This window comes from Actinomadura sp. NPDC049753, assembly GCF_040674655.1.
Taxonomy (GTDB): Bacteria; Actinomycetota; Actinomycetes; order Streptosporangiales; family Streptosporangiaceae; genus Spirillospora; species Spirillospora verrucosospora.
On record NZ_JBFARL010000096.1, the window covers coordinates 17,125 to 30,175 of the forward strand.

The window sequence follows — 13,051 nt, forward strand, 5'->3', positions numbered from 1 at the left end:
GGCGAGCGGTGAGCGACACGGCGAGGATCCTGGTCGTCGACGACCAGACCGTGGTGCGGGAGGGCCTGGTCCTCCTGCTGGAACTGCTGCCGGGCATCGAGGTCGCGGGGGCGTGCGGCGACGGCGAGCAGGCCGTGGCGATGGTCGCCGAGCTGCGTCCCGACGTCGTCCTGATGGACCTGCGCATGCCGCGGATGGACGGGGTGGAGGCGACCCGCCGGATCAGGGAGGCGCACCCGGACGTCGGGATCGTCGTCCTCACGACCTACGCCGACGACGAGTCGATCTTCGCCGCGCTGCGCGCCGGGGCCCGCGGCTACCTCACCAAGGACGCCGACGCCGACGAGATCGCCCGCGCCGTCGCCGCCGTCCGCGGGGGCGCGTCGCGGCTCGACCCGGCCGTCCAGCGCCGCCTGGTCGAGGCCGTGGCGGCCGGCGAGGCCCCCCGCAGGGCTCCGGGCGGCGGGCTGCCGGACGGCCTGACCAGGCGCGAGGCGGAGGTGCTGGCCCTCATCGCCCGGGGCCGCTCCAACGCCGAGATCGCGGGCGACCTGTTCATCTCCGAGGCGACCGTGAAGACGCACATCAACAACCTGTTCGCGAAGGCGAACCTCCGCGACCGGGCCCAGGCCGTCACCTACGCCTTCAGGCACGGCCTCGGCGGATGATCTTCGGTCAGGGTCCGGCAAGGGCCGGGTCAAGGCCCCCTCGCGCGCGCCCGCGCGGCCCCAGCATGGGACCGTGCTGAGAACCTGCATGATCGCGGACTACCTGCGCCCCTACGCGCAATGGCGGATCAACCGCCCCGACCCCTGCGACGACGGCCGCAACGCCCGCGCCGCGATCGGCCTCATCGACGCGGCCGCCTACGTGAACGAGCTGGACGACAGCGAACGCGTCATCGTGCGCATGGCCATCGCCGGCTGCTTCACCCTGGGCCGCTTCAACCCGGGCGCGGAGGGGGAGAAGGTCGTCCGGTTCTGGCACTACGACGACGCCTCCGGCGGCCCGGCCGACCTTCTGGAGATCCTGGCGGACTGCGCCGAACGCGGCCTGCGGACCACGGTGCCGCATCCCCGCGAGGGCCAGACCGCCCCGGTGTGATCAACCGGGCTCGTTGCCGGGCCTCCACTTGATGCCGCACCCCAGGCTCGGCGTGTGGGGCTCAGGGACGTCCTTTCCGGCCAGGACCAGGTCCAGCGCGGCCCTGAGCGCGGCGCCGTCCGCCTCGACGTCGTTGCTCGGCCTCGCCCCGTCGAACTCGCCCCGGTAGGCGAGCGTGCGCTCTCGGCCGTAGAGGAAGAAGTCGGGCGTGCAGGCGGCCTTGAACGCCTTGGCCGTCTCCTGCGACTCGTCCACCAGGTAGGGGAAGCCGAATCCGGCCCTCTTCGCCTGCTCCCGGAGGTGGTCGGCGCCGTCGTCGGGATAGTTCGAGACGTCGTTGCTGCACACGGCGACCGTGGCCAGCCCCCTGGTCGCGTACTCGGCGGTGAGAGCGCCGATCCCGTCCTCGATCCGCCGCACGTAGGGGCAGTGGTTGGACAGGAACACCACCAGGAGGGCCGCCGCGTCCGGGAAGTCGCCGTCCGATACGAACCCGCCCTCGACGGAGGGGAGCCGGAACGCGGGGACGGGGGAGCCGAGCGGAACCATGAACGATGCGATGGCCATGCTCCCATCATCTCCCATCGGTAACCAAGCGATCGCTTGCTAGGCTTCGGGCATGCCCTCCCAGGACCACATGAAGCAGGCGCTCCAGACCTACGTCGACGCCTTGAACGCCGGCGACGCGGTGACCGTTTCCGGCCTCTACGCCGACGACGCCGTCATCGAGGACCCGGTCGGCCACCCCCCGATCAGCGGCCGGGCCGCCATCGAGGAGTTCTACGCCAACGCCATCGCCGGCGGCGCCAAGCTCACCCTCGACGCCCCCGTCCGCGGCTCCCACGGCGACCGCGCCGCCATGGCCTTCACCGTCGACGTCCCCGGCCTGCGCGTCCACGCCATCGACGTCATGACCTTCAACGCCGAAGGCAAGATCGTCCGGATGGAGGCCCACTGGGGCCCCGACGACATCGAGACCTGACGGCCTGAGGAGGCATCGCCGCGTCTCTGCCGATGGGGGGATCGGCCTTGTCGCCATCGGTGCGTCCGTCGATGAAGGTCCGGGAGCCGTGTTCGGCGCCGTGCCTTCTGTCGCCGTGCCTTCTGATGCCGTGCCGGGCGGACCGGTGACCTCAAGGACATGGAGTGCGACTGGCCGGATCCGGCCGCGCGCTTTCTGTAACTAATCGCTCACTGCAGGTGAGAGTCGGAAGACACGGGTCAGGTCCACTCTCAATCCCGGTATGTGCACACTCCGTAATCAAGTGAGTCTCTGTGGCATCTAGCAGCCGAGCGTGACGTAGTGAACACTCCTTGTGTTCAGTCCCTTGGCTCACCTGCCACCGCTCACGCCTCAGACACACCCTGCGTCTCGGGGTGCGCGTGGGCACCGGCGGTGGGGAGCCGCCGTCGAAGGAGAACATATGCCGTCGATCAAGACCACAGCTCTGGCCCTGGCCGCGACCGCCACGGTGACCGGCCTGGTCACCGCCGGAGTCGCCAGCGCCCAGACCCCCGCCCAGACCCCCGCCAAGCCCGCCGCGGCCCGGGCCGCCGCCGTTCCGCCGGGCTATCAGATCGTCGCCCTGCCGAACGCCAACGTCCCCAACTTCCAGCGGCGGGTCGTCGTCTGCCCGGGCACCAAGCACGTCCTCGGCGGCGGCGGGGAGGCGCGCGGCAACGGCGCCATCCTGGTGGGCTCCTTCCCCACCGACGACGGTCGCGGCTGGATCGCGCTCGGCCGCCAGATCGGCTACAACGACGTCGGCATCAGCGTCTACGCGATCTGCGCCGACTGACGTCGACCCCTTCCGCCGATCCCGGCCGTCTCCGCGACGCCGGGCGGTGAGGGGCAGAGGCCCCGGGCGATCGCCCGGGGCCTCTCGCGTCATTCCTCTTCGGGGGGCGCCTCTTCGGGGGCCGGGCCGATGGGGCCGCTGACGGCGGTCAGCGGCGTGTCCAGCGGCTCGCCGGAGCCGTCCCTGCGGCCCAGGGTGACGTTGAGCGTCGCCGGCCTGCCGCCCGCGCCCGCCGCCCGCAGGGGCGTCAGGGCCGCCCAGGCCTGGAGCAGCACGTCCTCGCCCTTGAGGAAGCGGTGGGCGCGGACACCGCCGGTGGCGCGGCCCTTGGACGGGAAGTCGGCGAAGTCGGCGAGCTTGATCCCGCCGGTCTGGGTGCCGGGCAGCGCCGAGGACGAGCCGGAGACCGTGATGACGCGGGCCTCGCGGGACGGGTCGAGGGCGCCGAACCACAGGACGCTCGCGCCGGAGCCGAGCTTGATGCCCGCCATGCCGCCGGCGGCCCGGCCCTGCGGACGGACGATGGACGCGGGGAAGTGCAGGAGCTGGGCGTCGGTGCTGATGAAGACCAGGTGCTGCTCTTCGGACGTCAGCTGGACGGCGCCGACCACGCGGTCGCCGTCCTTGAGGCCGATGACCTCGAACTCGTCGCGGTTGGCGGGGAAGTCGGGGACCACCCGTTTGACCACGCCCTGGGCGGTGCCGAGCGCCAGGCCGCCGCCTTCCTCTCCGACGGAGGCGATGCCCACGACCTTCTCGTCGGGCTCCAGATCGACGTACTCGGTGACCGGCGCCCCGCCCGCCAGGGACGGGGGCGTCGCGGACGGCGGCAGCGTCGGCAGGTCGAGGACGTCGATGCGGATCATCCGGCCGAGGGACGTCACCGCGCCGACCTGCCCGCGGGCCGTGGCGGGCACGACCGAGGCCAGCACGTCGTGCGCGGCGCGGGGGCCGCTGTCGGGCAGGGGCGAGGCGTCGTGCGTGCGGGCCATCAGGCCGGTGGCGGACAGCAGCACCGTGCACGGGTCGTCGGCCACCTCCAGCGGAACGGCCTCCGCGGCGGTGTGGCCCGAGGACTCCAGCAGGATGGTGCGGCGCGGGGTGGCGAACTCCTTGACGACCTCGCCCATCTCCTTGGAGACGACGCCGCGCAGCTTGCGCTCCGAGTCGAGGATCGCGGTCAGCTTGGCGATCTCCTTGGCGAGCTGCTCCTTCTCCTTCTCCAGCTCCAGCCGGTCGAAGCGGGTGAGGCGGCGCAGCGGGGTGTCGAGGATGTACTGCGCCTGGATCTCCGACAGCTCGAAGATCTGCATGAGGCGCTGCTTGGCCTGGGCGGCGTCGTCGCTCTGCCGGATGACCTGGATGACCTCGTCGATGTTCAGCAGGGCGACGAGCAGGCCCTCCACCAGGTGCAGGCGGTCCTCGCGCTTCCGGCGCCGGAACAGGGAGCGCCGGCGGACGACGTCGATGCGGTGGTCGATGTAGACCTGGAGCAGGTCGCGCAGGCCGAGCGTGCGGGGCTGGCCGTCGACCAGGGCGACGTTGTTGATGCCGAACGTCTCCTCCATCGGCGTCAGCCGGTAGAGGTCGGCGAGGACGGCCTCGGGGTTGAAGCCGTTCTTGATCTCGATGACCAGGCGGAGGCCGACGGTGCGGTCGGTGAGGTCCTTCAGGTCGGCGATGCCCTGGATCTTCTTGGCGTTGACCAGTTCCTTGATCTTGGCCTTCACCCGCTCGGGGCCGACGGCGTAGGGCAGCTCGCTGACGATGATGCCCTTGCGGCGGGGCGTGACGTTCTCGATGGAGACCGTGGCGCGGGTGCGGAACGTCCCCCGGCCGCGCTCGTAGGCGTCGCGGATGCCGTCCAGCCCGACGATCTTGCCCCCGGTGGGCAGGTCGGGGCCGGGCACGAAGCGCATCAGCTCTTCCAGCGTGGCGTCCGGGTGGTCGATCAGGTGCCGGGCCGCGGCGACGACCTCGCCGAGGTTGTGCGGCGCCATGTTCGTGGCCATCCCGACCGCGATGCCGGACGCGCCGTTGACCAGCAGGTTCGGGAACGCGGCGGGCAGCACCTCCGGCTCCTGCTCCTGCCCGTCGTAGTTGGGCCGGAACTCGACGGTGTCCTCGTCGATGGAGGCGACCATCAGCATCGCCTCGCGGGACAGGCGCGCCTCGGTGTACCGCATGGCGGCGGGCATGTCGTCGCCGCCGAGCGATCCGAAGTTGCCGTGCCCGTCCACGAGCGGCATCCGCATCGCCCAGGGCTGCGCCATCCGCACCATCGCGTCGTAGATGGCGCTGTCGCCGTGCGGGTGCAGCTTGCCCATGACCTCGCCGACGACGCGGGCGCACTTGACGTGCCCGCGGTCGGGGCGCAGCCCCATCTCGTTCATCGAGTACAGGATCCGCCGCTGGACGGGCTTCATGCCGTCGCGCGCGTCGGGAAGCGCCCGCTGGTAGATGACCGAGTAGGCGTATTCGAGGAAGCTGCCGCGCATCTCGTCGGAGACGTCGACGTCGACGATGTTCTCCTCGAAGTCCGGCGGAGGTGGAGGGGCTTGGGATCCGCGTCGTGCCATGCCCCACATTGTGGCCGGTCCCGGGGACATCTTTCGCCCGCTCCACCGGGTGATCCGGCCGAGTCGGCGGATCGATCCCGTTTCGTCACCTCCGCGGACCTGGCAGATTGGGCGGGAACCGTTCCGGTTTCCCCGGGGGAAGTTCGTCGAGCAGGTGGAGGTTTCGTTGAGCGGGCTGGCCGACTTCCAGAACTCGATCTATCTGCAGGGGCTCGGAGACGTCCTGCCGGCGCTGCCCACGGACCTGACGAGGCTGGAGGGCCTCGCCGAGCGGTCGCTGTCGGCGCGGGCGTTCGGCTACGTGGCCGGGTCGGCGGGCAGCGAGGCGACCGCGCGGGCCAACCGCGCCGCGTTCGACCGGTGGCGGATCGTCCCGCGCATGCTGCGGGACGTCGCCGAGCGCGACCTGTCGGTGACCGTGCTGGGCACCCCGATGCCGTCGCCGGTCCTGCTCGGCCCCATCGGCGTGCAGTCGATCCTCCATCCGGACGGCGAGCTGGCGGTCGCGCGGGCGGCCGCGGCCGAGGGACTGACGATGGTGCTGAGCACCGCGTCCTCGTTCGGCATCGAGGAGGTCGCGGAGGCGAACGGGGACGGGCCGCGCTGGTACCAGCTGTACTGGCCGAAGGACCGGGAGCTCGCCGTCAGCTTCCTGGAGCGGGCGAAGTCGGCCGGGTACACCGCCCTGGTCGTCACGCTCGACACGTTCACGCTGGCGTGGCGCCCGCGCGACCTGGACCAGGCCTACCTGCCGTTCCTGCGCGGGATCGGCGTCGCGAACTACTTCAGCGACCCGGTCTTCCAGAAGGCCGTCGGCGGGCCCGTGACGGAGGCCAACCGCGACATGGCCCTCCTGCACTGGGTGGCCAACTTCGGCAATCCGAGCCTGACCTGGGACGACCTGATCTTCCTGCGCGACCACTGGGACGGGCCCATCGCGCTCAAGGGCATCCAGCATCCCGACGACGCCCGCCAGGCCGTGGACGCGGGGATGGACGCCGTCGTCGTCTCCAACCACGGCGGGCGCCAGGTGGACGGCGCGGTCGCGTCGCTGGACGCGCTCCCCGGCGTGGTCGAGGCCGTCCGCGATCAGGCGACGGTCCTGTTCGACAGCGGTATCCGGACCGGGGCCGACATCGTCAAGGCGCTCGCCCTGGGCGCCGAGGCCGTCCTGGTCGCGCGGCCGTACGCCTACGGGCTGGCACTGGGCGGCCAGGCGGGCGTCCAGCACGTCCTGCGCTGCCTCCAGGCCGAACTGGAGCTCACGATGGCGCTTTCCGGCGTCAAACGTCCGGACGAACTGCACCCGGAGGTTCTCGTACGCGCCTAGCCCGCGCGAAGAGCGCCCGGATCCCGGCCACCGCGGTATCGATCTCCGCGAGGGCGGCCTCCTCTGTGTCGAGGGTGCGGAGGCGGTCGCGGATCTCGCGCAGATGGTCGACCACGTCGGCGTCGTGCGGCCGTCGCCGGGTGATGGCCCGGTGCGCCCTCAGCGGCGGGTAGATCTTGTCCAGTTCCGCGACGGAACGCTCGAACCTGCTCAGCGCCCCGGGCCCGCCGCTGAGAGCCTGGGGGAGGACGGCCAGCGCCGTGGCCCCGCGGTGCCGCAGGACGTCCCTGGTCCGGAAGGGCAGCACGAACCAGGCCGATGCGACTCCGATGACCCCTCCGGCGAGGATGGCCTCCAGCCGGATCCAGAGCAGGGGCATCGCGGGCTCGCCGAAGTACCCGTACAGCAGGGACAGGGCCGCGGTGATCCCTCCGGCCCAGTACGCGTAGTTCATGGGCCGCAGCCAGACCGCTGCACCGAGCACCACGAAGATGAGCGCGACGGCGCCCGGGTCCCCTGGAGCGAACCTCCCGGCCACGAGAGCGGCCAGAAGGGTGCCGCCGGTGGCACCGAGCGCCCGCAGGATGCCTTTGTAGACGGCGTCTCCCTGTCCGCGGGCACCGTTGCACACGATGAACGCGGTGAGGACGACCCAAGACCAGTGGTCGGGAAAGAGGAGGTGGCCCGCACAGAACGCGGAGCCCAGGGCGACCGCCATCTGGGCGGCCATCCGTCCACTGGCACGGCTCCGCTGCTCCGGCTCACTTGCCGGGGTGGGGCCGACCGCGGTCACGCGTTCGGCGAGCAGTTGGGACGCCGTGACCCAGAACCAAGCGATCAGCGCCATCGCCGGCGCCCACGCGAGGTGCCCCGGTGCTCCCGTGCGAGGGAGGACGAGAAGGGAGATCGCGGGAAGCGTCATCAGCGTGCCGGCCCGAGCGGGACCGCGCCCGAACCGGCGGATCCAGACGGCGGCCGTGATGAGGAGTACGAACGCGGCGTCGCCCGCCATGGGACGGCTGGACATCAGCATCCCCAGGCCGACCGCGGCGAGGGCGACGGAAGGCAGTACGACGCAGGCGGTGAGCCGGTCGGCCAGAAGCGCGCCCCGCTGGGCTCCCGCGAGCGTCACGGACAGGGTGACCGCCTGCATGACGGCGTCGGCGCCGAGATGGGCGAGCCGGTCCAGCACCAGCGCCGAACCGAAGGCCGCGATCACGGCCGCCATCGTGACCGCGGCCGGCGGCGCCGACCGGGGCCGCACTCCGGCGAGAGTCATGACCACCTCCCCTAATTGGTAAGTGATATCTTAGTATTATGGAGAGCGTCCCCACGGAGGCGGTGGCGGAGATCCGCCACGGGATCATGCGGATGTCGCGCCGGATGCGCGCGGCGAGGTCGCCCGAGGCGCTGAGCTCGAACAAGCTCACGGTGCTCGGCCGCCTGTACCGGAAGGGGCCCGGCACGGCGGGGGAGCTCGCCGAGGCGGAAGGGCAGCGTCCCCAGTCGTTGACGCGCGTGTTCGCCGAGCTGGAGGCCGAGGGGCTGATCTCCCGGGCGCGCGCCGACCGGGACAGGCGGCAGGTCGTGCTGGCCATCACCGAGCAGGGCGCCGAGGCCCTCCGGCGCGACATCGCCGAGCGCGACGCCTGGCTCGCCGGAGTCCTCGCCGGGCTGTCGGAGACCGAGCTCGACGTGCTGCGCGTCGCCGCCAGGCTCATGGATCGCCTTCCGTGATAGTTCGCGGTTACGTAATGATTTTGCGGGTAGGGAGACGCGCATGCGCTGGCCCGATCACGCCATCTGGTGGCACGCCTATCCCCTCGGCTTCGTCGGCGCCGAACGCGAGGCCGCCGAACGCGGGGGCGCCGCCCCGGAACCGCGGCTCGGCCGGATCGCCGGCTGGCTCGACCATCTCGTCGGCCTCGGCTGCAACGGCCTCGCGCTCGGCCCGGTGTTCGCGTCCGAGACGCACGGCTACGACACCGTCGACCACTACCGGGTCGATCCCCGGCTCGGCGGCGAGGACGACCTGCGGCGGCTGATCGACGAGGCGTCCGGCAAGGGCGTCCGCGTGCTGCTCGACGGCGTCTTCAACCACGTCGGGCGCGGGTTCCCCCCGTTCGCGGATGTCGCCGCCAAGGGCGACGCCTCCGCGTACAGGAAGTGGTTCCATGCCGACCTGCGCACGTTCGAGGGCCACGATCGGCTCGTGACCCTGAACCACGCCGAACCCGAGGTCGCCGACTACGTCACCGACGTCATGACCCACTGGCTGGAGCGCGGCATAGACGGATGGCGCCTCGACGCCGCCTACGCCGTCCCGGCGGACTTCTGGCGGACGGTCACAGACCGCGTCCGCGCGCGCTTCCCCGATGCCTGGCTCGTCGGCGAGGTCATCCACGGCGACTACGCGGGCCTTGTGGAACGGACCGGGTTCGACTCCGTCACTCAGTACGAGTTGTGGAAGGCCATCTGGAGCTCACTGAACGACCGGAACTTCTTCGAGCTCGCCCATGCGCTGGACCGCCACAACGGGATGCTGGCGACGTTCGCCCCGCAGACCTTCCTCGGCAACCACGACGTGACCCGCATCGCCACCCGGCTGACCGAACGGCGCGATCTGGCCCACGCGCTCGTGATCCTGATGACCGTCGGCGGCGTCCCGTCCATCTACGCCGGTGACGAGTTCGCCTTCGAAGGCGTCAAGGAGGAGCGCGAGGGCGGGGACGACGCCATACGGCCCCCGTTCCCCCTCCGGCCCGGCGACGTCCCCGGCCACGGCGGCGCCCACCACCGCCTCCACCAGGACCTGATCGGCGTGAGACGGCGCCATCCTTGGCTCGTCCGGGCACGGACCACGGCGGCCACCTTGACCAACACGGCCTTCTCCTACACCGTGGAGGACGGTCCGGAGCGGCTGGGCGTCGTGCTGAACGCGGGCGACGAGCCCGCGAAGGTGTCCCTGCCCGCCGCCGGCTGGACGTGCGTGGCGGGTGACGCGGCCTTCACCGGGGACGGCGCCGTCGTCCCGCCCTCCGGCTGGGCGATCGCCGAACCATGACATCCGTCATGGGCCGCCCCTGAGAACTTCATGATCGTTTCCTGACGTCCGTGACTGCACGCCCGCGCCGCCGCCGGACAGCATGGAGGCCATGAAGGCACCTGTGATCGAGGTACGCGACCTGGACCTGAACGAGGCCGTGCGCAACGTCTCGTTCACCGTGGCGCGGGGAGAGGTCTACGCGCTGCTGGGCCGCTACGGCTCCGGCAAGACGGCCCTGCTGGAGATCCTCGCGGGCCTGCGGCGGCCCACCGGCGGAACCGTCCGGCTCCGCGGCGCCGACCCCTACACCGACCGGGACACCGCGCGCGCCGCCGCCGTCTGGCGCGACGGCGGCCTCTTCCCGGGGCTGACCGTCGCCGAGGTGGTCGACGCCTGGCGGCGCTGGACCCTCGACCCGCTCACCCGGGACGAGGCGCTGCGCCTGGTCGGCCTCAGCCGCCTCGCCGACGTGCCGTTCGAGCGGCTGACCGCGGGACGGCGCCGCATGCTCGACCTCGCGCTGGCCCTGGTCGGACGGTCGGACGTGCTCGTCCTCGACGAGCCCACCGCGGGGCTCGACGCCGCCGCAGCGCGCGAGGTGTGGTCGGTCCTGGCGGGGCTGGCCGCGGACGGGGCCGCCGTGGTGGTCGCGACCCGCGACCCGGGCGAGGCGTGCCGCGCCGACCGGGTCGGGATCCTGGACGAGGGCCGCCTGGTCACCGGACGGGACGCCGCCCACCTCCGCGCCGCCTGAGCCCCCGCGCCCCCCTTGACGGCCGCATACGCTGGGCGCGTGCAGCCCCGGATCCCCCGTCCCACCGTCATCGCCGCGATCATCGTGGGGATGACGGTGCTGACGCTGGCCGGGTCCCTGCTGCAGGCGCTCTGGTACGAGGCGGTCGACCGGCGGGACGTCGGACGCCTGCTCCTGGCCCTCGCCGGGACCGGCGCCGCCTTCGCCCTCTACGCCCGCCTCCTGTGGCAGAACCTGATGCGCCGCACCGCCCCGGCGCACAGGCTCGGGCTCGCCGCGGTCGCTGCGGTCTGCTGGGCGCTGCCCCCGCTGCTCGGCACCGGCCAGGGCTGGGGCAACGCCCTCCTGGTCCCCGCCGGGCTGATCGCCGTCGTGCTCCCGGTGCGCGAGGCGGTCGCCGTGATCGCGGCGGCGACCGTTCTGACCCCCCTCTACGGCGTGCTCCTCGGGCTTCCCGCGCTGACCGTCCTGTACGAGACGGCGGCCGTGCCGCTCGCCGCCTTCTCCGGATACGTCACGGTCTGGCTGTTCCACGTCGTGCAGGAGCTCCGGGAGGCGCGCGCCGAGCTGGCCCGGTCCGCGGTGGGGGAGGAGCGCCTCCGGTTCGCCCGCGACCTGCACGACGTCCTCGGCCACAGCCTCCAGGCCGTCGCGCTGCGCGCCGAGGTGGCCGAACGGTTCGTCGAACGCGACGACGGCCGCGTCCGCAAGGAGCTGACCGAGATCCAGACGATGGCGCGGGACGCGGTGCGGGACGTGCGCGAGGTCGTCCGCGGCTACCGCGCCACGTCTCTGCGCACCGAGCTTGACGGCATGTCCGCCGTCCTGCGCGCCGCCGGGATCCGCTGCGAGCGCCCCGAGGTGTCCCCGGAGCTGCCCGCCCACGTCCACGAGCCGCTCGGCTGGGTCGCCCGCGAGGCCGCCACCAACGTCCTGCGGCACTCCAGCGCCACCTGGTGCCGGATCACCGTCCGGGCCGGCCGCGACCGCGTCCAGCTGGAGATCGTCAACGACGGCGCCGCGCGCCGCGCCGCCGGGGACGCCGGCAGCGGCCTGGCCGGGCTCGCCGAACGGATCACGGCCGCCGGCGGCCGCTTCCGGGCGGGCCCCGAGGGCGACGGGACGTTCCGGGTGACGGCCGCCGTCCCCGCGAAGGGAGACGCATGATCCGCGTGCTGCTGGCCGACGACCACCTCCTGATCAGGGAGGCGCTCGTCCTGCTCCTGGAGACCGAGGACGGCATCGAGGTCGCCGCCGACGTCGGGCGCGGCGACGAGGCCGTCGAGCGCGCCCTCGCCCTCAGGCCCGACGTCGCCGTCCTCGACATCGACATGCCCGGCCTGGACGGCCTCGCCGCGGCCGAGCGCCTGGCCCGCGAGCTGCCCGCCTGCCGCCTGGTGATCGTGACCGCGCACGGCCGCCCCGGCAACCTGCGCCGCGCCATGGCCGCCGGCGTCCGCGGCTTCCTCGGCAAGGACGCCCCCGGCCGCCGCCTCGCGGAGGTCATCCGGCAGGTCGCGGACGGCGCCCGCTACATCGACCCCCAGCTCGCGGCCGACGCCCTCGCCGCCGAGGAGTGCCCCCTCACCCCGCGCGAACTCGACACCCTCCGCGCCGCCGCCGACGGCGCCCCCGTCTCCCGCATCGCGCGCACCCTGGGCCTCTCCGAGGGCACCGTCCGCAACTACCTCTCCGCCGCCGTCACCAAACTCGGCACCGACAACCGCCACACCGCCGCCCGCACCGCAAAAGATCTCGGATGGTTGTAGCGCCCCGTTCAGCGCCGGGCGAGGACCAGGGAGCCTCGTTTCGTCACCGGGAGGGGGGTGTTCAGGTGGGTGGCCGCCTCGGTGGCCTGGGGGCGGGGAACCTGGCGGGCGATCAGGTAGTCGCGGACGGCGGCCTCGTCGGGGAGGGTGATCAGCGGGGCGTCCCAGCGTTCCACCTCGACCTCGCCGAAGACCTCGCCGACGCGGGCCGGGGCCTCCTCGGCGTCGAACGTGGTCGGCTCGGGGCGCCACACCGGCGACAGTTCGGGGCTGTCGGTCCGGCAGATCGCGGTGACCAGCAGGAGGCCGCCCGGGGCGAGGACGCGGCGGGCCTCGCGCAGCGCCCGGCCGGGGTCGTCCAGCTGGGGGAGCAGGTTCACGGCGACGGCGGCGTCGAACGTCCCGTCCCGGAACGGCAGGCGCAGCGCGTCGGCCCGCAGGCGCGGCGCCGGGTGGGCGGCCACGAGGTCGGCGGAGGCGTCCAGCCCGACGAGCCGGAACGGCGGCGGGTGGGGGAGGGCGTCGCTGAGGGCGCCCTCCCCGCAGCCGATGTCCAGGACGCGGGACGCGCCCGAGCCCAGCAGCTTGGAGGCGATGTGGTCGTGCAGGCTCCGCGCCCCGATCAGGTACTTCCTGATGACCCTGGCGGCTAGGCGGAAGCGTTCGGGGC

General features: G+C 72.8%; 14 protein-coding genes. 10 read left to right on the top strand and 4 right to left on the bottom strand.

The window, feature by feature from the left end; translation table 11 throughout:
• The first annotated feature begins 8 nt into the window (after positions 1-8).
• On the top strand, positions 9-668 hold the full coding sequence (locus AB0K37_RS23735) for a response regulator transcription factor (RefSeq protein ID WP_363984537.1): 660 nt from the start codon (positions 9-11) through the stop codon (positions 666-668).
• Between the two features lie 73 nt (positions 669-741).
• The gene (locus AB0K37_RS23740; RefSeq protein ID WP_363984539.1) at positions 742-1,104 is read left to right on the top strand and encodes a hypothetical protein; all 363 of its coding nucleotides are present in this window, start codon (positions 742-744) and stop codon (positions 1,102-1,104) included.
• On the opposite strand, the gene AB0K37_RS23745 is transcribed toward AB0K37_RS23740, so the two are convergent.
• Positions 1,105-1,671, bottom strand: a complete 567-nt coding sequence (locus AB0K37_RS23745) for a thioredoxin family protein (RefSeq protein ID WP_363984541.1) — start codon at positions 1,669-1,671, stop codon at positions 1,105-1,107. It lies immediately after the preceding gene.
• A gap of 52 nt (positions 1,672-1,723) precedes the next feature.
• Between AB0K37_RS23745 and AB0K37_RS23750 the strand changes: the two genes are divergently transcribed.
• Positions 1,724-2,086 (top strand): nuclear transport factor 2 family protein, encoded by a 363-nt coding sequence (locus AB0K37_RS23750; protein ID WP_363984543.1) that lies wholly within the window; start codon positions 1,724-1,726, stop codon positions 2,084-2,086.
• Between the two features lie 442 nt (positions 2,087-2,528).
• Complete coding sequence (locus AB0K37_RS23755; RefSeq protein ID WP_363984545.1) at positions 2,529-2,903, top strand: hypothetical protein; 375 nt, start codon at positions 2,529-2,531, stop codon at positions 2,901-2,903.
• 89 nt (positions 2,904-2,992) lie between these two features.
• On the opposite strand, the gene AB0K37_RS23760 is transcribed toward AB0K37_RS23755, so the two are convergent.
• Positions 2,993-5,482, bottom strand: a complete 2,490-nt coding sequence (locus AB0K37_RS23760) for a DNA topoisomerase IV subunit A (RefSeq protein ID WP_363984547.1) — start codon at positions 5,480-5,482, stop codon at positions 2,993-2,995.
• A gap of 166 nt (positions 5,483-5,648) precedes the next feature.
• Here AB0K37_RS23760 and AB0K37_RS23765 point away from each other — a divergent pair, with 166 nt between their 5' ends.
• Positions 5,649-6,812 (top strand): lactate 2-monooxygenase, encoded by a 1,164-nt coding sequence (locus AB0K37_RS23765; protein WP_363984549.1) that lies wholly within the window; start codon positions 5,649-5,651, stop codon positions 6,810-6,812.
• Here the strand turns inward: AB0K37_RS23765 and AB0K37_RS23770 are convergent.
• A complete protein-coding gene (locus tag AB0K37_RS23770; RefSeq protein ID WP_363984551.1) occupies positions 6,766-8,091 on the bottom strand; it encodes an FUSC family protein in 1,326 nt (441 codons plus the stop codon). The genes AB0K37_RS23765 and AB0K37_RS23770 overlap by 47 nt on opposite strands.
• 38 nt (positions 8,092-8,129) lie before the next feature.
• On the opposite strand from AB0K37_RS23770, the gene AB0K37_RS23775 reads away from it, so the two are divergent.
• The 5 genes from AB0K37_RS23775 (at position 8,130) to AB0K37_RS23795 (ending at position 12,381) form a co-directional block, all read left to right on the top strand.
• Positions 8,130-8,549 carry a MarR family transcriptional regulator gene (locus AB0K37_RS23775; RefSeq protein ID WP_363984553.1) on the top strand — a complete coding sequence of 140 codons (420 nt, stop codon included), beginning with the start codon at positions 8,130-8,132 and terminating at the stop codon, positions 8,547-8,549.
• 43 nt (positions 8,550-8,592) lie between these two features.
• Complete coding sequence (locus AB0K37_RS23780; protein ID WP_363984555.1) at positions 8,593-9,876, top strand: alpha-amylase family protein; 1,284 nt, start codon at positions 8,593-8,595, stop codon at positions 9,874-9,876.
• Positions 9,877-9,967: 91 nt separating this feature from the next.
• Entirely contained in the window at positions 9,968-10,612 is a 645-nt protein-coding gene (locus AB0K37_RS23785) for an ABC transporter ATP-binding protein (protein ID WP_363984557.1), read from the top strand.
• A 39-nt stretch (positions 10,613-10,651) separates the two neighbouring features.
• Positions 10,652-11,779 (top strand): histidine kinase, encoded by a 1,128-nt coding sequence (locus AB0K37_RS23790; protein ID WP_363984559.1) that lies wholly within the window; start codon positions 10,652-10,654, stop codon positions 11,777-11,779.
• Positions 11,776-12,381: a response regulator transcription factor gene (locus AB0K37_RS23795; RefSeq protein WP_363984561.1), complete on the top strand. Its 606-nt coding sequence runs from the start codon at positions 11,776-11,778 to the stop codon at positions 12,379-12,381. The genes AB0K37_RS23790 and AB0K37_RS23795 overlap by 4 nt, the downstream gene beginning before the upstream one ends.
• An 8-nt stretch (positions 12,382-12,389) precedes the next feature.
• Here the strand turns inward: AB0K37_RS23795 and AB0K37_RS23800 are convergent.
• Positions 12,390-13,051, bottom strand: a 662-nt coding sequence (locus tag AB0K37_RS23800) for a class I SAM-dependent methyltransferase (RefSeq protein ID WP_363984563.1), incomplete at its 5' end; no start/stop codon positions are given.